General features: G+C 56.1%; 21 protein-coding genes. 11 read left to right on the top strand and 10 right to left on the bottom strand.

The window, feature by feature from the left end:
* The first annotated feature begins 119 nt into the window (after window positions 1-119).
* Complete coding sequence (locus HUO14_RS03820) at window positions 120-1,268, top strand: cupin domain-containing protein (protein WP_176278768.1); 1,149 nt, start codon at window positions 120-122, stop codon at window positions 1,266-1,268.
* Between the two features lie 76 nt (window positions 1,269-1,344).
* Here the strand turns inward: HUO14_RS03820 and HUO14_RS03815 are convergent, their stop codons facing one another.
* Window positions 1,345-1,551, bottom strand: coding sequence for a cold-shock protein (locus tag HUO14_RS03815; RefSeq protein WP_089132154.1), 207 nt, complete (start codon window positions 1,549-1,551; stop codon window positions 1,345-1,347).
* A 238-nt stretch (window positions 1,552-1,789) separates the two neighbouring features.
* Between HUO14_RS03815 and HUO14_RS03810 the strand changes: the two genes are divergently transcribed.
* From HUO14_RS03810 to HUO14_RS03795, 4 genes are all read left to right on the top strand, one after another.
* Window positions 1,790-2,431: a hypothetical protein gene (locus HUO14_RS03810; protein ID WP_176278527.1), complete on the top strand. Its 642-nt coding sequence runs from the start codon at window positions 1,790-1,792 to the stop codon at window positions 2,429-2,431.
* Window positions 2,432-2,437: 6 nt separating this feature from the next.
* Entirely contained in the window at window positions 2,438-2,863 is a 426-nt protein-coding gene (locus tag HUO14_RS03805) for an ion channel (RefSeq protein ID WP_176278526.1), read from the top strand.
* Entirely contained in the window at window positions 2,863-3,300 is a 438-nt protein-coding gene (locus tag HUO14_RS03800; RefSeq protein ID WP_176278525.1) for a DoxX family protein, read from the top strand. The genes HUO14_RS03805 and HUO14_RS03800 overlap by 1 nt, the downstream gene beginning before the upstream one ends.
* Before the next feature lie 69 nt (window positions 3,301-3,369).
* The gene (locus HUO14_RS03795; protein WP_176278524.1) at window positions 3,370-3,522 is read left to right on the top strand and encodes a hypothetical protein; all 153 of its coding nucleotides are present in this window, start codon (window positions 3,370-3,372) and stop codon (window positions 3,520-3,522) included.
* Window positions 3,523-3,660: 138 nt separating this feature from the next.
* Here HUO14_RS03795 and HUO14_RS03790 read toward each other — a convergent pair whose 3' ends face one another.
* Window positions 3,661-4,425, bottom strand: coding sequence for a hypothetical protein (locus HUO14_RS03790; RefSeq protein WP_176278523.1), 765 nt, complete (start codon window positions 4,423-4,425; stop codon window positions 3,661-3,663).
* An 84-nt stretch (window positions 4,426-4,509) separates the two neighbouring features.
* Window positions 4,510-4,935: a MarR family winged helix-turn-helix transcriptional regulator gene (locus HUO14_RS03785; protein WP_176278522.1), complete on the bottom strand. Its 426-nt coding sequence runs from the start codon at window positions 4,933-4,935 to the stop codon at window positions 4,510-4,512.
* A gap of 239 nt (window positions 4,936-5,174) precedes the next feature.
* On the opposite strand from HUO14_RS03785, the gene HUO14_RS03780 reads away from it, so the two are divergent.
* From HUO14_RS03780 to HUO14_RS03765, 4 genes are all read left to right on the top strand, one after another.
* Window positions 5,175-6,437 (top strand): acyl-CoA dehydrogenase family protein, encoded by a 1,263-nt coding sequence (locus HUO14_RS03780; protein WP_217907899.1) that lies wholly within the window; start codon window positions 5,175-5,177, stop codon window positions 6,435-6,437.
* Between the two features lie 338 nt (window positions 6,438-6,775).
* Window positions 6,776-8,368 carry an isocitrate lyase gene (locus HUO14_RS03775; RefSeq protein ID WP_176278521.1) on the top strand — a complete coding sequence of 531 codons (1,593 nt, stop codon included), beginning with the start codon at window positions 6,776-6,778 and terminating at the stop codon, window positions 8,366-8,368.
* Between the two features lie 200 nt (window positions 8,369-8,568).
* Complete coding sequence (locus HUO14_RS03770) at window positions 8,569-10,029, top strand: S41 family peptidase (RefSeq protein WP_176278520.1); 1,461 nt, start codon at window positions 8,569-8,571, stop codon at window positions 10,027-10,029.
* Between the two features lies 1 nt (window position 10,030).
* Complete coding sequence (locus tag HUO14_RS03765) at window positions 10,031-10,468, top strand: globin (RefSeq protein ID WP_176278519.1); 438 nt, start codon at window positions 10,031-10,033, stop codon at window positions 10,466-10,468.
* A 3-nt stretch (window positions 10,469-10,471) separates the two neighbouring features.
* Here the strand turns inward: HUO14_RS03765 and HUO14_RS03760 are convergent, their stop codons facing one another.
* The 4 genes from HUO14_RS03760 to HUO14_RS03745 all read right to left on the bottom strand — a co-directional run bounded on the left by HUO14_RS03760 (window position 10,472) and on the right by HUO14_RS03745 (window position 12,454).
* Window positions 10,472-10,978 carry a GNAT family N-acetyltransferase gene (locus HUO14_RS03760; RefSeq protein ID WP_176278518.1) on the bottom strand — a complete coding sequence of 169 codons (507 nt, stop codon included), beginning with the start codon at window positions 10,976-10,978 and terminating at the stop codon, window positions 10,472-10,474.
* On the bottom strand, window positions 10,975-11,457 hold the full coding sequence (locus HUO14_RS03755; RefSeq protein ID WP_217907898.1) for an anthrone oxygenase family protein: 483 nt from the start codon (window positions 11,455-11,457) through the stop codon (window positions 10,975-10,977). The genes HUO14_RS03760 and HUO14_RS03755 overlap by 4 nt, the downstream gene beginning before the upstream one ends.
* 28 nt (window positions 11,458-11,485) lie before the next feature.
* Window positions 11,486-11,878 (bottom strand): DUF6632 domain-containing protein, encoded by a 393-nt coding sequence (locus HUO14_RS03750; RefSeq protein WP_176278517.1) that lies wholly within the window; start codon window positions 11,876-11,878, stop codon window positions 11,486-11,488.
* Window positions 11,879-11,974: 96 nt separating this feature from the next.
* The gene (locus HUO14_RS03745) at window positions 11,975-12,454 is read right to left on the bottom strand and encodes a hypothetical protein (RefSeq protein WP_176278516.1); all 480 of its coding nucleotides are present in this window, start codon (window positions 12,452-12,454) and stop codon (window positions 11,975-11,977) included.
* An 816-nt stretch (window positions 12,455-13,270) separates the two neighbouring features.
* Here HUO14_RS03745 and HUO14_RS03740 point away from each other — a divergent pair.
* Together HUO14_RS03740 and HUO14_RS03735 are read left to right on the top strand one after the other, a co-directional pair.
* Window positions 13,271-13,645, top strand: coding sequence for a hypothetical protein (locus HUO14_RS03740; protein WP_176278515.1), 375 nt, complete (start codon window positions 13,271-13,273; stop codon window positions 13,643-13,645).
* A 92-nt stretch (window positions 13,646-13,737) separates the two neighbouring features.
* Window positions 13,738-13,980, top strand: a complete 243-nt coding sequence (locus tag HUO14_RS03735; RefSeq protein WP_176278514.1) for a hypothetical protein — start codon at window positions 13,738-13,740, stop codon at window positions 13,978-13,980.
* On the opposite strand, the gene HUO14_RS03730 is transcribed toward HUO14_RS03735, so the two are convergent.
* The 3 genes from HUO14_RS03730 to traA all read right to left on the bottom strand — a co-directional run bounded on the left by HUO14_RS03730 (window position 13,959) and on the right by traA (window position 19,037).
* Window positions 13,959-15,905, bottom strand: a complete 1,947-nt coding sequence (locus HUO14_RS03730; RefSeq protein ID WP_176278513.1) for an ATP-binding protein — start codon at window positions 15,903-15,905, stop codon at window positions 13,959-13,961. The two genes, HUO14_RS03735 and HUO14_RS03730, sit on opposite strands and share 22 nt — an antisense overlap.
* Before the next feature lie 124 nt (window positions 15,906-16,029).
* Window positions 16,030-16,515 carry a hypothetical protein gene (locus HUO14_RS03725; RefSeq protein ID WP_176278512.1) on the bottom strand — a complete coding sequence of 162 codons (486 nt, stop codon included), beginning with the start codon at window positions 16,513-16,515 and terminating at the stop codon, window positions 16,030-16,032.
* Entirely contained in the window at window positions 16,512-19,037 is a 2,526-nt protein-coding gene (gene traA / locus HUO14_RS03720) for a Ti-type conjugative transfer relaxase TraA (protein WP_176278511.1), read from the bottom strand. The genes HUO14_RS03725 and traA overlap by 4 nt, the downstream gene beginning before the upstream one ends.
* Window positions 19,038-19,039: the final 2 nt, after the last annotated feature.

Below are 19,039 nucleotides of genomic sequence, written 5' to 3'. Positions count from 1 at the left end.
CAGCGGTCGGAGAATTCAGCAACGCAACAACGGTTTTGATCGCTCTTTCGGAAGTCGCGGAGCAATTGCCTTGAACAATAGGGTTACCGGTTCGGCGCGAAATTGTGTAGCGCATGATGATGCAATTTACTAATTTCGATGCCGCGGCTTTCCTGCGTGACTATTGGCAGAAACGGCCGCTGCTGATCAGAAACCCATGGCAGTCATGGCGCAACCCGCTTTCACCCGACGAGCTTGCCGGCCTTGCCTGCGAGGACCATGTCGAGTCACGCCTGATCACCCAGTCGAGCGATGACTGGAACGCCGAACACGGCCCGCTGCCAGAGACCCGCTTTGGCGAATTGGACAAATGCCCGTGGACCCTGCTGGTTCAGGCGGTCGACCAGCATGTTGCGGACGTCGCCGCGCTGATCGAGCCGTTTCGCTTCATCCCCAATTGGCGGATCGATGATGTGATGGTCAGCTATGCCAGCGATGGCGGTGGTGTCGGGCCGCATTTTGATCATTATGACGTGTTTCTGGTTCAGGGCCTCGGCCAGCGTCGTTGGCAGATCGGGGGCATGTGCAACGACCAGACGCCGCTCCGTTCGCATGAAGACCTGCTGCTGCTTGCAGAGTTTGAAGCGCTGGACGAATGGATACTGAACCCCGGAGACATGCTCTATATTCCGCCGGGCGTCGCCCATAATGGCGTCGCAGTCGGTCCCGATTGCATGACCTACAGCATCGGCTTTCGGTCTCCGTCACGCAAGGAGCTGATCGGCAGCTGGTGCGACGATCTGCTGCCGCAAATGACCGATGACGATCGCTATTGCGACCCGGACTTGGTGACGCAGGCTAATCCCGGCGAGATACCGGCGAATGCGATCGATCGGCTTCACGCAATGATCACCGAGAAACTGACTGATCGCAAGGAATTTGCAAAATGGTTCGGAGAATATAGCAGCACGCCGCGTTATCCCGAAACGGACTGGCGTCCCGAGGAACCGATCGAGGCAGATCATCTGCGCGAATTGCTGACCGCTGATCATCCGCTGATCCGCAATCCTGCGAGCCGGTTTTCCTTCGTTCGGGAAGAACAGGGCAAGCTGATGCTATTCGTGGATGGCGAATGCTTTCCTTGCGCCGGCAAAACTGCCGAGTTGGCCGAAATGGTCTGCGCGCAGGACGCGTTTGTCATAGACCCCGAATGGCGACGATCGGATGAGGTCGTGGCGCTGATCGCCGAATTATATAATCGCGGCAGTCTTTCGTTCGACTGGGGCTAGAGCGGCGATCTGCTGAAGACAAAAAAAGGGCGGGAATGCCGTGCACTCCCGCCCTTTCCCGTAATCGGTATTAGGCTTAAGCCTGCTGCAAGTTTACAGCGGCTTTCTTGCCGTTATTTCCGGTTTCAACATCATATGTGAGACGCTGTTCTTTTTCGAGCGTCTGCATTCCGGCAGCCTGAACTGCTGTGATGTGCACGAAGCTGTCATCGCCACCGTCTTCAGGAGCGATGAAACCATAGCCCTTGTCGGTGTTGAAAAATTTTACGGTGCCTGTAGGCATAGTCTTATTCCTATTCATAACTTAATTATGCCCGATCATGCGAAATGCAAAACCGGACGGGATTGGCCAACTTCGAGAAATGGGAAAAAGAGTATGCAACCTTAGGGGTAGCGAAACCATGATTTCGTCGTAACGCGATTTATTAGCTATCGCTCGTATAGCACCCTATTCCCTAATAAGCAATCAGATGTATTTCGACGGTTTCAAGTACCACAGAAACTGTGTAGCAATAGCCTTTATGAACAAATCAATTCTGGCCTGCTCGGCAGCTATTCTTCTCTGTACCCCTCTCGCATCCTGCGATTCATCGCCGGACGGGCCGCCAGAACCATCGCCGCAGGACCTGTTTTTCGAACGAATGAGTCTGCTCTGCGGGAAAGCCTATGCCGGAATATTGGTGTCCGATCAGGAAGCCGACGCTGACATGGCGGGCAAGCCGATGATCATGCACGCTGCGGCCTGCGATTTGAACGAGATCCAGATTCCTTTCCATATCGCCGAAGGGCCGGACTCGTGGGACCGGTCGCGCACCTGGTTCATCACCCGCAGCGACGAGGGACTGCGCCTGAAGCACCGCCACCGGCATGAAGACGGCAGTCTCGACGATGTCACCAACTATGGCGGCGACACCGTTGGAGAAGGAACAGCGGGCCGGCAGGAATTCCCGGTAGACGCCGAATCGATAGCCTCGTTCAAGGCAAACGGGCTCGATCAGTCGGTGACCAATGTCTGGGCGGTCGAAATCAGCCCGCCGGGACAGTCGGATGCCAAGTTCGCTTACGAACTGCGCCGTCCGGAAACCTCGGGCGGGCGTCATTTCCGCGTCGAGTTCGATCTGTCTTCCTCGGTTCCCGCACCACCTGCTCCCTGGGGAAGCTAGAACCAGATGTTCGCTGAACTGGCAGTGGGCGGTTTCATGGTCTTGTTGACCGTGCTTATCCACGGCGTCGGCATCTTCGGGCTCGGCCGATTTCTCCGGATAGAGGCGCGCGAAGAGGCCGCCGAACATATTCACCCGATGTCGCCGCACGGGATCATGGTAACCCTCGCGCTGGTGTTCGGCCTTTTCACACTCCACGGCATCGAAATCTGGGCATATGCGGTCGTCTACCGGATTGTGGATGCCATTCCGACCTTCGAACAGGCCATCTATTTTTCGACCATCACCTATTCCACCACCGGCTATAATAGCGAAGGCCTCGACGCCAAATGGCAGATGATTGCGGCCATAGAAGGCCTCAACGGTTTTATTCTACTGGGCTGGTCCACGGCTTTCTTTGTCACCGTGGTCGCTCGCATGGGCCGTCGGTGATGGAGCAAATCGATGGAAGGGATGGACGGACGAAACGCTTTTTCCGTATTTTGCTGGCGCTCATTTATCTGCTTGCGGGAATCGCGCATATCCGCTCCCCGGGCGGATTTCTTCAAATAACCCCGGATTGGGTACCTTATCCTGAACAGGTAATTCTGTGGACCGGGATAGCAGAAATCGCGGGCGCGATCGGGTTGCTCGTCCCGCCCCGCGTGATACCGCGCATGCGTCATGCAGCCGGCATCGGGCTCGCCCTCTATGCGTTGTGCGTCTATCCGGCAAACATCAACCATGCGGTCAACAATCTCGCGATCGGAGAGGCGACGGCGAGCTGGTTCTATCACGCCCCGCGCCTCGCGTTTCAGCCAGTATTTATCTGGTGGGCGCTGATTGCCGGAGGCGTCATCAACTGGCCGTTCAGACCAAATCAGCCGTAAACCTGACCAAAATCGGGTATGTATGTTATCCTCCGATCTGCTATTTTGCGAAAAGTGAAGGAGCACATCATGGAAAAGCATGGCGACAAGATTGAAGTAACCGAGCGCGAAGCGAGCAACAAACCGCGTAAATCCCACAATGTAAGAATAGTTCTGGCCGTATCTCTGTTGCTGGCGATCGTGACTTTGTCGATAGTCTGGATCGTCCCGGCATTGAGTTGATCAAACCCGGCATTCACCGCTGGTGCTGAGACTGTCTAGCGAAAAGACAGGCTCAGGATCGACGGTGAATGGGCCTCGTCTCACGCCCAAAGTTTGTCAAAGTTTGGGCCAAGGACGGTTTTTGCAGACAAAGCCCGATCACTTAACCTCATCATCTTTTCCTTTTTCTTCAGATATTTGCAGCTCGTTTGCGGGAAGACTTGTCAGATTTGGCGGAATTTCCGCCTCGTCGCCTTCGCCAATCCGGTCCTGTCGCTGCCAGTGCGGCAATTTCCCGTCCATGACATCGGCGATTTCCAGCGCATCATCCAGTTCCTGCGGGGACATCAGCTTCTCTGGCTCTATTGGTGGTTCGGGCCCCAGCAACCTGATTGCCTCCGCGACCGGTGGTGTCGCGGAAACTGTTCCCTGCCCGGCTGCGCGGCCATCCTGACTTGCATGTCCATAGCGTTCGGGAGCATGGGCGCGAATCAGAAACATCAACAGCCGGTCGTTATATTTGCGCTTGGTGAATATGTGATGGCCGTCCCTGTCTAGCACCACGTCATCCACCCCGTTGATCGCCCGGTCGAAGGCGATGTCGACGAGCCGTCTCGAAGCCGCTGCCAGCGCTGCGTCCCAGGCCGCGGCAAATCCCTCCGCCCCGGGCGAGCGACGCAGCTTGTAAGCCGCGGTATCAGACATTCCGACGCTTCGTGCCGCCGTGGCAACCACACCGCTATCGGCCAGCGCCCCGACAAAGGCTCGCTGTCGCTCAGGGGTCCAGCCATCCTTGCGACGCTTGCGCAGGACCGGAACCCAGTCATAGGCCCTGGGGTCATGGCCATGGGCATCAAGTTGGGAAGATTCGACCTCCTTATTTTCGGGAGATTCGGGGGTTTGCGGGGGCTTTTTGTCTGTCATGGCCGACATAATAACCCATTTGGTACATTGTAGGAAAGAGCCGCCAGGATCAGGCTCCATCAACGGTCGCGTACAGCCCGGCCTTCAGTCAGGGTCGTTGATAATCAATTCCATCGCGGCCACCACGGTGGCAATGGTTTTCTCGCCCAGCAGCTCATCGATCTTGGCGCTGGCCTCGTCCTCGATCGAGCCGGTTTTCCTGACGGCCTCGGAGCCGGATTTGGTCAGCTTCAGCAACCATGAGCGGCCATCATTGTCATCGCGAACCCGCTCGACCAGATTGAGATCGATCAGCCGCCGCATCATCGCGGTGATCGCGCTGTCGTTCAGACCGAGCTCTTTCGCCAACAGGGTCTGGGTTGTCGCCTCTTCGGATTCGATAATTGCCAGAGCAGACATCTGAGCGGTCGTGACGCCCGCAACTTCGAGCAGCTGACGGTCAGAAATTTTCTTGAGCGTGTGGGCGGCGATCTGGAGTCGCGAGTAGAATCTTTGTTTTCTTGCCGTCATGCCATCCCGATAGCGCAATCGCGCCTGTTTTGGAACAATTATAAGTTCACTGGTGAATTATAATGTTTCACAAATTCGCCCTCATGAGGGCGATCGCCTCCTATCTTTGTCACCATTACTGTGATATTGCCATCCATATTGATTGTGATATAGTTTAATGATGAACTAAATTACGACTCGCACGATCACCTCCACAACCCCGGATGTGGCTGCCCAGACCGCCTAGAAAAGGAACAATAATGACCCACGATCCCAATGATTCTGAAATGAATGACCTGAGAATGTCAGACAGCGGCCGGGTTCTTTACGACAAGGTAAAACGCTTTGTTGCCGAAGAAGTCGATCCGATAACCGAGAAATTCTATGCGATGGGCGAAGGCCGCGAAAACCGCTGGAGCTATGCTCCCGGACAGCTGGAATTGCTGGAAGGCGTGAAAGACAAGGCGCGCGCGCAAGGGCTCTGGAACTTCTTCCTGCCCGACGCTGAATCCGGCGAAGGCCTGAAGAATCTCGACTATGCATTCATCGCCGGCGTCCTCGGCCAGAACTCGCTGGCATCCGAATGCATGAACTGCAGCGCGCCGGATACCGGCAATATGGAAGTGCTCGAGCGCGTCGGAACGACCGCACAGAAGCAGGAATGGCTCGTCCCTTTGCTCGAAGGAAAAATCCGTTCGGCCTTCGCAATGACCGAACCGGGCCATCCTTCTTCGGATGCGCGGAATATTCGCACCGAAGCCGTCCTCGAAAAAGGCGAATGGGTGATCAACGGAGAAAAATTCTACATCTCCGGCGCCGGCGATCCGCGTTGCAAGGTCATGATCACGATGGTCCGGACCAACCCCGACGGCCCGTCGCACTCGCAGCAGTCGCAAATCCTTGTGCCCATCGACACGCCGGGCGTTGAAATCGTCGGACCAATGCATGTCTTTGGCGATGACGATGCACCGCACGGTCATATGCACATCAAGTTCAACAATGTGCGCGTGCCCGAAGAGAATATCCTGCTCGGCGAAGGACGCGGCTTCGAGATTTCGCAGCTGCGCCTCGGCCCCGGACGTATTCACCACTGCATGCGCAGTGTCGGTGTCGCCGAAAGAGCGCTGGACCTGATGGTCCATCGCGGCGGAAGTCGCGAGGCTTTCGGACAGCCTCTGGCGCTGCTCGGCAAAAACCTCGAGGTCATTTCACGCGCCCGTATCGATATCGAAGCGATGCGCCTGATGGTTCTGAAAGCCGCCAAGGCAATGGACGTCATGGGCAACAAGCAGGCCCGCGTCTGGGTCTCCATGGTCAAAGCATATGTGCCTGAAATCACATGCCGGATCATTGATGAAGCGATCCAGATTCACGGCGCCGCCGGCGTGTCGCAATGGACGCCGCTTTCCCGCATGTACGCCAACCAGAGAACCTTGCGTCTCGCCGATGGTCCGGACGAGGTCCACCATATGGTCGTTGGCCGCAACGAAATGGGCAATGCAGGCTACAAGCCACAGCGCTAAGACAACCATCTTCTGACACGAGAAAGGCCGGGCATGATGTCCGGCCTTTCTGCTTTACAGGCCTCCCGCAAACCGCTGCCCCATCGCATGCCCCGGCTTCTGCGGAGACAATTGTCCGCGAAACATATCCGTCGTCGATGCCATCGACGCGAGCACCCGTTCTTGTCAATTTGTTTACAACATTACATAGGTTTTGCGCAACTCCTAGACATCACGACACGAAAATTGACAAGAATCGCTGGCTTAGTTCCGAAAACTGGCCCAAATATCGTGTCAGACGCTGAAAATATTTTTACAGCACAATCAGTAACCGCCTCCCCAGTTTAAGGAAGAAGTATATGTCCTATCAAGATTTCAAAAATTCCGCTGACAGTCTGATCAGCAGCCAGAATGGCGCATGGAGCGGCATTGATGCCGAGTCCGTTGCCCGCATGCAGCTTCAAAACCGGTTCAAGACCGGCCTCGACATCGCCAAATATACCGCGGCCATCATGCGCGAAGATATGGCGGCCTATGACGCCGACAGTTCCAAATATACCCAGTCGCTGGGTTGCTGGCACGGGTTCATCGCCCAGCAGAAGATGATTTCGATCAAGAAGCATTTCGGCGATACCAAACGCCGCTATCTCTATCTGTCCGGCTGGATGGTTGCAGCGTTGCGCAGCGAATTCGGCCCCCTGCCCGACCAGTCGATGCACGAGAAGACCTCGGTACCTGCGCTGATCGAAGAGCTTTACACCTTCCTGCGTCAGGCAGACTCCCGCGAACTCAACCTCTTGTTCCGCGATATCGACGCGGCGCGCGACGCCGGTGACAGCGCGGCTGAAAAAGCGGCAATGGACAAGGTCGAGAATTTCCAGACCCATGTTGTTCCGATCATTGCCGATATCGATGCCGGTTTCGGTAACGCCGAAGCGACTTATCTGCTCGCCAAGAAAATGATCGAAGCGGGTGCCTGCGCCTTGCAGATCGAAAACCAGGTTTCCGATGAAAAGCAATGCGGTCACCAGGACGGCAAGGTTACCGTGCCGCATGAAGACTTCATCGCGAAAATCCGTGCGTGCCGCTATGCCTTCCTTGAGCTGGGCGTAACCGACGGCATCATCGTTACCCGCACCGACTCGCTCGGCGCCGGCCTGACCAAGCAGATCGCGGTGTCCAACGAACCCGGCGATCTCGGCGACCAGTATAACAGCTTCCTCGATTGCGAAGAAATTGATCCGGCCACCGCGAAGAACGGCGATGTCATCATCAACCGCGACGGCAAGTTGCTGCGTCCAAAGCGTCTGCCTTCCAACCTGTTCCAGTTCAAACCCGGTACCGGTGAAGACCGCTGCGTTCTCGACAGCATCACCAGCCTGCAGAACGGTGCCGATCTGCTGTGGATCGAAACCGAGAAGCCGCACGTTGAACAGATCGCCGGCATGATGGACCGTGTCCGCGAAGTCGTTCCGAATGCGAAGCTGGTCTACAACAATTCGCCTTCGTTCAACTGGACGCTGAACTTCCGTCAGCAGGTCTATGATGCGATGGCCGCAGAAGGGCTCGACGTTTCCGAATATGATCGTGACGGCCTGATGGACGCGAAATATGATGACACCGAACTGGGTGAAGCGGCTGACAAGCGCATCCGCACCTTCCAGGCCGATGGATCCAAGCGTGCCGGTATCTTCCACCACCTGATCACCTTGCCAACCTATCATACCGCGGCCCTGTCGACCGACAATCTGGCCAAGGAATATTTCGGCGACGCGGGCATGCTGGGTTATGTTCTTGGAGTACAGCGCAAGGAAATCCGCGAAGGCATCGCTTGCGTGAAGCACCAGAACATGTCCGGCAGCGACATTGGCGATGACCACAAGGAATATTTCGCCGGAGACGCAGCGCTCAAAGCTGGCGGTGCTCACAACACGATGAACCAGTTCGGCTAATATCAGATAGATCGGGCGTCTCCTTTCCCCTTGCGGGACGCCCGGTCCAACCAGTTTTCCTGGGGAGGAAAAAACTATCCGTCGGCAGCAATGTCGGCGGATTTTTTCTGTGTGGACAATTGCTCATAAGGTCATCAGTGTCGTTCACCTGAAGTCTGGCTGTCCGGTCCGGCAGTCTTCCACTTGGCAAAGGGGGCAGCATGGCGTTGCGGAAATCCGGTTCGATATTGGCACTTGCGGCCCTGCTCTCGGCCTGTGGGGGCGGTGGAGGATCGAGCAACAATACGGTCAGCCTGCCCGGGGGCGGATCAACACCGACACCGTCGCCCGCGCCGGTCAGCTCGACCTGTTCCCTGCAGAACCGCCAGAACTGGGCCTTTGCCCAGATCAACGAATGGTATCTCTTCCCGGAAACCCTGCCGGCCAGCCTCAATCCATCGCCTTATGCGTCGGTCCAGGCCTATATCGACGCGCTGACCGCAACCGCGCGGGGACAGGGGCGCGATCGCTATTTCACCTATATTACCTCGATCGCGGAAGAAGAGGCTTTTCTTAATTCCGGCGCGACAGCGGGCTTTGGAATCCGGCTGAGCTATGACAGTGCCGCCGCCCGGGTGTTCATTCTCGATGCGTTCGAAGGCGCCCCTGGTCTGGCCGCCGGTCTCGATCGGGGCGGCGAGCTGCTGGCGATCGGGACAAGCAGCGGCAATCTGCAGACTGTCGCCGCCTTGTTCGCGCAAGGCGGTGCCGGTGCGGTTAGTAGCGCTCTTGGCCCCTCCACCGCCGGCACCAGCCGGGTCTTGCGCTTTCGCAATGCTGCAGGGGTCGAGACCACCACCACGGTCAACAAGGCTGATTTTGCGCTTCAGCCGGTTTCGCCGCGCTATGGCGTGCAGATTATCGACAATGGTGGCACCAGGACGGGCTATGTCAATCTGCGCACCTTCATCGACAGCGCCGAACCGCAATTGCGCGCCGCTTTCCAGCGGTTTCGCGATGAAGGGGTGAGCGATCTGGTGATCGACCTTCGCTATAATGGCGGCGGACTGGTCCGCACCGCGGAGCTGTTCGCCGACCTGCTCGGCCGCAACCGCTTTGCCAACGAGGTGCAGGGTGTTACCCGTTTCCGCGCCAGCAAGGCGGCCAATAACGAGACCCGCACCTTCCAGTCCCAGCCCCAATCGATCGCCCCGACCCGCATCGCCTTCATCACCACCGGCGGCTCGGCCTCGGCCAGCGAGCTGGTGATCAACGCGATGATCCCCTATCTCGACGCCAATATGGCGCTGGTCGGCAGCAACACCTTTGGCAAGCCGGTCGGCCAGGTCGGTCTGGACCGGGCGGCGTGCGACGACCGGATCAGGATCGTCGCCTTCGCCACCGAAAATGCCGACGGCAATGCCAATTATTTCAGCGGCCTTGCCGGTTCGGTCGCCAACAGCTGTCAGGCAGCGGACGACATCAGCCTCCCGCTCGGTGACCCGGGCGAAGCCTCGACCGCTCGCGCGCTCGGGTTCCTCGCCGGAGCAGCCTGCAGCCCGATCAGCCGCGCGGCAGCCGGAGCGACGGCAGCTCAGCGCACACCGCTCTCCCTGCCTCGGGAGCTGCTGATGCCAGCCCGGCCGACCCCGGCCCAGCGCGAACTGCCCGGATCATTCTGAGATGACCGAGCACCAGACCGACCATGCCGTGATGGAGGAAAGTCTGGAGCTGCTGGGCGACCGCTATGACGGCATGGCGGCGGAACTGTTCGACCGGTTCATCGCCGGTCACCCCCAATATGCCCACGCCTTCGTCAACCCCGAAGCGGCGCGCGAGCGGATGACCCGGGAGACGCTCGAGGCGATGGTCGGCCTCGCGGCGGACGAGCCGTGGGTCGATCATGCGGTGACCAATTTCATCGACCTCCACCATGATTATGCCGACTTCACCCCGCAGGATTATGCCGCCTGGTTCGCGCTGGTGATCGAGACGATGGCAAGCCGCGCCGGAGCGGACTGGCCCGACGGTGCCAGCGCGGCGTGGCAGCGACAGGCCGACCCCCTGGTCGCCAAAGTCGCTGCGGTGGAGCGCAACAAGGAAGTGCCACTGCGGACATAGCTGTCACGCCGCACCATGAAATAGCGGATGAAACGCGATCACGCTGTGCGGTTCCGTCACCCGCAAGGGCAATAGCTGGAAATATTCAGCCGGTTCACCTTCCGGGCAGAGGTTCGGAAAGAGCCTGAAGCCAAAGCGGCGATAATAAGCCGGATCACCGACCAGCACGCATCCCGCCGCATCGCGCTCGCGAAGCATCGCCAGCCCCGCATCGATCAGCTTGCTGCCGATATGTTGCCCCTGCAGCTCCGGCTCCACCGCAACCGGACCGAGCGCATAATATCCCGAACTGCCATCCGCCGCAAAGGCCTTGGTAAAGGTCACCTGCCCCACCACGATCCCGTCCTGCTCCGCGACCAGCGAAAGCGCCAGTGCCCCGGCATCGCGGAAGCGGCCGATCAGATCCTGTTCATTGCCGTCGGCAAAGGGCATCGGCGCAAAGGCGCGCTTTGTGATGTCATATATTGCTGCGTGATCGGCGGACCGTTCGGGGCGAATGACGATGGTCACCGGACAGCTATGGCAGCGACCAGCAGGACCAGCGAAACCGTGCAGCTCACGGTCCGGACGTGGTTCCACGGCAGCCAGCGCAGCATGTAGCGGCGCCACATCGCCTCGGCGTCCGGGCCACAGGCATCCGTCGCTTCCAGCGCATTGTTGAGCGGGACATTCGCGGCCGCCGTGACCGCCAGCATCCCGGCCAGATAGAGCGTCCCGCCGATCACCATCTGCCACGATCCGGCACTGCCCCACTGCATGACGCCAAAGACCGCCAGCAACAGACAGGCGAGACTGCTGGCGAAGAACAGCGGCAGGAACAGCGACCTGACGATGATCCGGTTGATGGATTGCATCGCGGCCATGCCGGTCGCCCGCCCCGCCGCGTCGAGCGACTGCATGACGAAGGCCGAGAAGGCGAAATAGACCCCCGCCATCAGGCCGACCGATATCGCTGCGAACCAGAGGGTTGCGGTGATGACGTCCTGCAACGCGCTTCTCCTGCTGTTATCCTTCGATCTACATCGCCCGGACGTCGATATCCGCTTTCGGCATCAGCACGCCCAGCACCACGGCGACCAGCAACAGTGCCGGCACATCGCCGAGCATATGGCCGATATGCTCCGGATTCTGCATCGCCTGCACCGCCATGATCCCGGCGTGGACCACGCTCGACCAGATGGTGAACCAGATCAGCGAGCGATTGGCCGCGGGATTGGCGGCCGCGCGGATCAGCATCAGGCCGAGGGTCAGGTAAATGCCGAGGATCATCACATAATAATGGGAGGCAACCGGCGGTCCTTCGTGCCACATCCAGCCCGAGGGCCAGACCAGCGCCAGCGGATAGACGAGGCAGAAAATCGCTCCGAATAGAACCAGGGCGACTTGCAGAAAGCTATAACGTCCGATCATGATTATTCTCCCGTTACGACCCGCGAGTGGCGCATTGCTACGCCTGTTGGGCCGCGATAGCAAATCACGCGCCGAACTTTACACAGACGCACGCTTTTATTTTCTGTAACCTTCCGGTTCCTCGCCCCAATCCTCCCCCGGCGGCACCAGCCGGTCGAGCCGCCCGAGCAGCGTCAAAAGCGCATGATTGTCCGGTTTTTTGATCGTTGCGACATAGCGGCCGCCGCGCAGGACCGGCCGGTAGCGGCCCTGCCTGATCCGCTGGAAAAGCGTCTCTAGTGTAATCTTTGGCTGCCGGCTCTCCGGCACACCCAATATCGCGTCCCAGGCCGCAACAAATTCCTCCGCCCCCGGCTTGCGGCGCAGGCGGTATGCGCTGTCTCTGCTCATCCCGACAAAAGCCGCCGCCTTGCTGACGGAGCGGGTCTGCGCCAGCAGGCCGAGAAATTCCGCCTGCCGGACCGGCGTCCAGCCGTCCCTGCGCGCGCGCAGCGGGACGGGGGTGAAAGCGGGGATACGGGAGACGCGGCGGTTCTGGACCGCGGCGCTGCGGGGGTCGGGGCGGGTGTCGGTCATGGGGCCGATTAAGGCATATTCGGGGTGGTGTAGGAAAGCGGTTTTTTGAAGGGGGCGCTTCCAAATAAGCCCCTCCTTTTCAAAGGAGGGGTTGGGGTGGTTTCTCACGGCGAAATGCAATTCCCGATAATCAAAGCTTCCATCCGCCGCACGCCCCCTTGTTCGCTGACGCGAGCGATGCTTGCGCATCGCCACCACCCCTTGAATCCCCTCCTCTGAAGAGGAGGGGCTGGAATGTTGCCCGAAGCTCCCTCCCTTCGTCATCCTGAACTAAGGACGGTAGTTCTGTATTATGTTGATTTTGCTTGATAATAATCGACATATTTTACCTGTGCAGGAACTGTGTAGAATAAATTAGGGTTCCGTGCAGTTTTTTAAGTTTGAGTGAGCATCTGCGTTTGGCAGCAAGAGCCTCTTTTGTCTATCATTTCGTTGCTTGTAGCGCCGACAGTGGACCGGCTGCTTTCAAGCGATACCGACGAATGAATGCAATGATCCGACAGCAGCCCTACAAGGTATCGCGGCTCGTGCCCCAATCACTTTCCTTGGGTTTGAAGATGGCTTCGCGGCATCTGATCAGCTAGCATCATTATATTCGGGAAAATGTTGTCCAATTTTGGCATCAGTGTACCATCTGAATTGCAGATGAAAGCAATCAGAAAAGCCAATGCGTTCGCGCTCCGTCCGACATTAACAGAATATTATTCTCGGTAAAATCGCGCTTCACATAAATGCTCACGCTAATTGCAATTTTGACAATAACTGAAAGTGATACTACGCTTCGAATGGTTAAAAATAATAAGGGGAGACGATAGCTTGGCAAGTCTGGTAAATGAAGATGACGTTTTTGTTGTGGAGAATGACAATTCTGAGGACATCGCTTTAACAGAACATAAATCCGATAAATCTGTGCCTGAAAATTATAAGGTTCTTAGAGTCGAAAAAACATTGGAGGATTTGTGGCGCGGAGTTTCCGGCTGTTCAAGCAAAACTGACCGAAAAGTGCAGGAGTTATTTGATCGGTTCAAAAAAGGTCAAACTGAGGGGCGTCCGGGCGCAATAGTTAAGACGTCTGGCTGGACAGGAGGGACGGTTAGAAATCGCTCAGGAACAAGGAACTGGGGAGCAAGATGGTGTAGCACCCAAATTTTTCTAAATTGCTATATAGAATTTTATATTGTTGAAGAATAACTTTGACTTAGTATATTATCTCGGAATAACCACACAATTACGCACCAAGCTGGCCGATCCCTTTAGCTTCAACGCTAAAGGCGCTCTATCTCATGAAAAACCTCCAAATTCCCCGCGCCTTACATGTTAGCATCCGTTTCCATGCCAGCGCAGATAACCAAGCCCTGCTCAATCAATCGCAGACCACGCTTTCCGATATGCGCAACCGGAATGGAGCGCGGCTCGACGGGCTGGAGGAAACTGTACTGAACCTTATCGGTGACTTGAACGACATCGAAAGTCGGGACGCGGTCAATGTCGGCGACAGATACGCCTATTTCGTCACGAGTTTCTGAAGTTCTTGAATTCTAGCCTCAATTTCGCTGTCAGAAACCTCAATTTTCAGTTGATCTTGAACGAATTTTAGGCGGGCCTCATTCGCCCTAATAATTTCAGACCATGTTTTCACCCAGACTTTGTAATTCTCGCCTTCCAAAAACAAGCCTTGAGGTCGATCCTTTTGATTTACTCGACTATCAATTTCATTGGCATGTGAACCGGAAATCAGGTAAAAATGCCATGTGGTATCAGTTCTGGCGAAATCATCTTCATCCTTAATGGCATTCATATAGTCCTCCACCTGATCCAACTCTTTTCGAGCCACTGTAAGCGATGGTCTTTTCAGTTCGATCAATAAGTACTCCCTTTTTGCCGGGTCTGGATTAGGAACTAAGCGTCCAAGAAAATTATCCACCCTGCCCGTTTTCCCATCCTTCTTTGTAATTTTTCGCCCTTTTCTTTTTGACGCCACCTCTTCGGAAACCCTTCCCATAACCCGTGTGAGACCAACTTCGGACAAGGTTATGTGAAATTGCTCTCCAAAAAGCCAAGTGTGGTCCCTTATCAGAACATCTAATTCGCCACGTTCCTTGACAGTGTTCCTGTACTTGGGATTAAAAACAATGCCTTTGAGAATTTCTAAAACAACAATACGCTCTGATATTAAACTTGATGCATTGATAATATTTCCAAGTTCCGTTTTCTTCAGAAGCGCTGAAAACTCGGTTTGCTTTTTTTTCGGTAAGTTTACGACAGCTTGAAGAATGGTCGATAACTCATCTGGATTGTGCTTTATAGCCTCCTTCAAAAGCGTTAGTGTCATTTTTTGCAATGAAGGTTCCGCTTTTGTGAAATCTTTCGAATATGATGAAACAGCGTAAGTAGCTATGTCAAAAACTTGCCGCTCTCGTCGTTCAATTTCATCTTTCGGATCACCTTCATATGGATAGGCACCAGCATCTTTCAATTCTTGGATAACACCAAGTGATTTTTCACTTTGACGCTGTCGAAAATAGTCACCCAACTCGTCTCGAATGTGATTGATAACAATAAGAAATTCTGGATCATTAAGATCATCAAGTTCCAGTAGATTTTTATCTGCAAGCTCTTGAAAATAGGAGCTGTATGCATATGCTGAGAATTCAAATCCGGGTGCCGTGACGTGTGCCGCTTGCGAACCCAATACAATACCATCTTCTCCACCGAAATGAATTTGTCTAGCGTCGATGGAGTTCTTCCATTCGATGACTTTTAGCCGTAAATCCGAGACTGTTCTGTTCGGAAGCTGAATATCATCTTGCGGTAATTCGTGCCATCGCTCGACGATTATATTGGGATCAATTTTGTATCCATTATACCAAAGTTCAGCATCAGTGTATTGCAATATGTATGGTGCAAAGATTGAACTGAATTCTCGAAAGGCATCGACACTGTCGAGATTGTCAAAGGTATCTTTTAGATTTTGGAGCCGAACAATCGTTCCTGTATGTTCGTTGCTCGGAGATTTAACATTAGAAACTTCACAACGTTCCAATGCGTTAGCAAAAATTTCAATGTCGAATGATTTTAAACCTTCGTCAGATTCGAAAGTGGTTTGCCATTTACAACGCTGGGCCAGAGAATAAAATCGGAGCCGACCGCGACCTTCCTTGCCATGAATTGCTCGCTTTAGGTCGCTCGTTCGATGTGCATTGCGTTTCCAAGAATCTCCCAAATTACCAAAATCGTGATTAGCTTGTTCGAATTTTATGCCGTGGCCGTTATCGGTGACGGTGATTGCTGAAAGTCCACCTAATCCATTTTTTTCAAGAACGACGCTTACACTAGTCGCTTCGGCATCCAAAGAATTCCAAACCAGTTCCGAGATAGCTCTGATGGGATCGCTAGTTTTGGCTTCTCGTTCTAGGAAATCCTGTTTCGCATGTAGATTAAGGGTTGTCATGTGCTCTTGCTTACAATGTTTGTGGGGATTTCAACAGAAGCAAACTGTCAAATTCAACATAATCGTTTAGATTCATTCTGTTCCGGATGACTCCATAATGTTGATTTGCTGGTACCATTGTCCTTTACCGCTCACGCTCGAACGCGTCACGTTCAGGCTTTTGCTCCTTAGCTTTAAGCCTTCGCTCCCTCTCCTGATTGAGCAAGGCGAGAAACGTAGCCATGCGAAGGCGACTGGCGTTGCTCTGATCGGGATTATTTTGTGCGCGCTCGATCAACTTATCTATTATCTCGCCGGGTTGGCGGTCGAGTTCATTCAGCAATTTTCGGTCTTGCCTCGACATGGTGATAACCGCATCATTCGGCCAACGCTCGATAATAGCGGCCATCACACTTGTATTGATGACATCATCGGGCAAGGCGCTCGTCGGTTTGCTTACATAATATGTGCGGGTGGCGATTTCAGCGATGGTGGCAAGCGCCTCGTTGACCTGTTCCTGATGCGCCGCAGCGCTTTCTTCAATTGCATCAACCCGCGCGGACAGCGCCGCCACACCTTCGGCAATATCGGTCAACAGCCCCAACAGTGGATCGTCCTGCGTGTCGCTCATCGTCCTGGCCCTCCACGGTCTCGGTCTTTCGTGCGGTCACGATCCCGCTCATCGTCTTTTCGCACCTGTTTGCCCAGTTCGGCCATGCGGGCGTGCAGGCGGCTCGCAGCGTCATTGGTGTCGCGACCTTTCTCCGGTTCTTTGTCCGCGCCGCGCTTAGCTTCGGGCGCTATTGACGGCTCACGCCCTAGCGCCTTGTCGAGACGGCCCCGCAAAGCTTCAATCCGGTCAGGGTCAGCGATCAAGTTACGCGCCTCGACGACCATATCGCGGGTCATTTCGCCAAACCGGAACTCGCGCCGCTCGGCAAAGCCGCGCGCTGCGGCATCGGGCAGCGGATAATCGCTCGCCATGTCCTTTGCTCGTTCGCGCGACAGGGTGCGGACAAGTTTGCTCTGGTCGGCAAAATCATCGCGGCCATAATGAAGCTGCACCTCGTCACGGTGGCGCGTGAGGCCAACATAGGCCGAATGCCGGTCCATACCCGGCGTTGCCAATATATGCGCCTGATCGACCGTCACGCCCTGCGATTTGTGGAAGGTGGCCGCATAGCCATGATCGATATGGTCATAGTCCTTGAGGTCGAACGATACACTGCGCCCATCGTCTGTGCGAACGGCCATATGTCCGGGCGACACCTGCTCAACCGTGCCAAGCGTCCCGTTCTTGACTCCCATGCCGCGTTCGTTGCGCAAGAACATCATCCGGTCACCGCTGGCAAAATTGCGCGTCCCGCGTTCGGTTTCGACGCCAATATCAGCGCCAAGCTCGCCATGATCGCGCAGCTTGTCACGCGCAGCTATATTGAGGTCGCGCACTTCGGCATTGGTATGGGTCAATATGATCCGGCTTTTGTCAGGGTAGCTGGTGCGAGCATCATTCCAGCCCTCAACAAGCTCAGCGCGCGCATCCTCGCGCGTCTCGGCGCTGTGAACCATGCTGTTTTCACCATAAGCATGGATCGCCTCGCCAGTCCTTCCGGTGGCAAGCGCACGGGTTGCGCCGCGCTGCCAGTCATCGCGCTGGCGGCGAATCTCGGTAATCTCAACCGCGCCGTGCGCTTCGGCGAGCGAGCGGAATGCCGCTCCAGCCTCTATTGCCTGCAACTGCTCGGGATCGCCAACCAGCACAACCTTCGCGCCTGCATCACGCGCCGATGATAAGACGCGCTCCATCTGACGCGTGCCGGTCAGGCCCGCTTCGTCGATGACCAGCACATCACGTTCGCTCAATTGCTCGCGGCCATGCTTCCACTGATATTCCAGACTAGCAATCGTCCGTGACGTAATGCCCGAACCGGCTTCGAGATTTTCCGCAGCGATGCCAGAGAGCGAAGCACCGCGCACATTATAGCCTTCACGCTCCCAAGCATCCCGCGCAACACCCAGCATTGCCGACTTGCCGCTCCCGGCATATCCGACGACCGAGGAAAGACCGCGCTCGCTAGTGACGTGATCGAACGCATCGCGCTGCTCGCCCGATAAAATCATCCCGCGTCCGGCTGCGCCATCAAGCGCAGCATGGCGGTTACGATCCGCAACACCGTGTCGCTCGCTGGTGACCAGCATCGACGCAGAAAGCCCAAGCCGCTCTTCCACCGCAATCATATCGGCGCTGGTAAACCGTTCCTGATCCTTGCCGTCTTTTCCCAATGCGACAAGTTCAGGCGAGCCGCGCACCGATGCCATGACCGCATCGAACTGATCCTTGCCGTCGCTGTGCCGGAACGCAAACTGGGCAAGGTCGCGCTTTGTGAATGTGGCTTGGGAATGGGTAATCGCATTCAAAGCGATGGCAGGATCGGCGATAATCTTGTCGCCATTCTCGCGCGCGATCCGCATATGATCGTCGGCGCGTTCGGCGTCCTCGCCGTGGATGGCGCGCCGTGATCCTACCGCACCAATCTTGTGCTGCGGTTCAAGCGGAATGCCCTGTGCTTCCAATGTCCGGTGATCGACGCGCGCATCAAGGCCCAGCTCGGCCATGCGGGTGTTCACATGGTCGGCCCAGCTCTCGCGCCAATTGCCCAAAAGCTCTTTGCTGTTCCAGTCTCGCTCCTTCTGGCCAAAGCCTTCGGGGCCAACTTCGCGCATCGAGAGCATGACATGGGCATGGGGCTTGGGACTACCATCTGCCTCCTTATCCCAATGGACATTGAGGTCGGCAATCATGCCGCGCGCTACAAATTCCCGTGCGACAAAATCACGCGCCAACTGTGCGCCCTCCGCCTCGTTCATCTCCCGTGGAATCGCAAACTCGACATCGCGCGCAAGCTGCGCGTCCTTGCGGACCTCGCCTGCCTCGACGGCATTCCAAAGCGTCTCGCGGTCGCCGAGTCGCTCCGGCGCACCCTCGGGCAACATGATCTCGGAGTGGACGACACCGGCCTTGTTGGTGAAGTCATGATCGCGCCCAAGCCGGTCATCGGTAAGGCGTTCAGCTGCACGGTAGGCAGCCGAGGCAACCGCGCTTGATCCGTTGGCGCGGCTCACGACTTTTGCAGAGAAATGGTAGATTGCCATAA

This window comes from Parasphingorhabdus flavimaris, assembly GCF_013371215.1.
Classification (GTDB): Bacteria; Pseudomonadota; Alphaproteobacteria; order Sphingomonadales; family Sphingomonadaceae; genus Parasphingorhabdus; species Parasphingorhabdus flavimaris.
The sequence above is the reverse complement of the archived record's forward strand: the minus strand, read 5'-3'. Positions and strand labels throughout refer to the sequence as shown.

Excerpts from the sequence above, each read along its gene's own strand:
- HUO14_RS03820 (WP_176278768.1), top strand. The coding sequence starts at position 120 with ATGCAATTTACTAATTTCGATGCCGCGGCTTTCCTGCGTGACTATTGG.
- HUO14_RS03815 (WP_089132154.1), bottom strand. The coding sequence starts at position 1,551 with ATGCCTACAGGCACCGTAAAATTTTTCAACACCGACAAGGGCTATGGT.
- HUO14_RS03810 (WP_176278527.1), top strand. The coding sequence starts at position 1,790 with ATGAACAAATCAATTCTGGCCTGCTCGGCAGCTATTCTTCTCTGTACC.
- HUO14_RS03805 (WP_176278526.1), top strand. The coding sequence starts at position 2,438 with ATGTTCGCTGAACTGGCAGTGGGCGGTTTCATGGTCTTGTTGACCGTG.
- HUO14_RS03800 (WP_176278525.1), top strand. The coding sequence starts at position 2,863 with ATGGAGCAAATCGATGGAAGGGATGGACGGACGAAACGCTTTTTCCGT.
- HUO14_RS03795 (WP_176278524.1), top strand. The coding sequence starts at position 3,370 with ATGGAAAAGCATGGCGACAAGATTGAAGTAACCGAGCGCGAAGCGAGC.
- HUO14_RS03790 (WP_176278523.1), bottom strand. The coding sequence starts at position 4,425 with ATGACAGACAAAAAGCCCCCGCAAACCCCCGAATCTCCCGAAAATAAG.
- HUO14_RS03785 (WP_176278522.1), bottom strand. The coding sequence starts at position 4,935 with ATGACGGCAAGAAAACAAAGATTCTACTCGCGACTCCAGATCGCCGCC.
- HUO14_RS03780 (WP_217907899.1), top strand. The coding sequence starts at position 5,175 with ATGACCCACGATCCCAATGATTCTGAAATGAATGACCTGAGAATGTCA.
- HUO14_RS03775 (WP_176278521.1), top strand. The coding sequence starts at position 6,776 with ATGTCCTATCAAGATTTCAAAAATTCCGCTGACAGTCTGATCAGCAGC.
- HUO14_RS03770 (WP_176278520.1), top strand. The coding sequence starts at position 8,569 with ATGGCGTTGCGGAAATCCGGTTCGATATTGGCACTTGCGGCCCTGCTC.
- HUO14_RS03765 (WP_176278519.1), top strand. The coding sequence starts at position 10,031 with ATGACCGAGCACCAGACCGACCATGCCGTGATGGAGGAAAGTCTGGAG.
- HUO14_RS03750 (WP_176278517.1), bottom strand. The coding sequence starts at position 11,878 with ATGATCGGACGTTATAGCTTTCTGCAAGTCGCCCTGGTTCTATTCGGA.
- HUO14_RS03745 (WP_176278516.1), bottom strand. The coding sequence starts at position 12,454 with ATGACCGACACCCGCCCCGACCCCCGCAGCGCCGCGGTCCAGAACCGC.
- HUO14_RS03735 (WP_176278514.1), top strand. The coding sequence starts at position 13,738 with ATGAAAAACCTCCAAATTCCCCGCGCCTTACATGTTAGCATCCGTTTC.
- HUO14_RS03730 (WP_176278513.1), bottom strand. The coding sequence starts at position 15,905 with ATGACAACCCTTAATCTACATGCGAAACAGGATTTCCTAGAACGAGAA.
- HUO14_RS03725 (WP_176278512.1), bottom strand. The coding sequence starts at position 16,515 with ATGAGCGACACGCAGGACGATCCACTGTTGGGGCTGTTGACCGATATT.
- traA (WP_176278511.1), bottom strand. The coding sequence starts at position 19,037 with ATGGCAATCTACCATTTCTCTGCAAAAGTCGTGAGCCGCGCCAACGGA.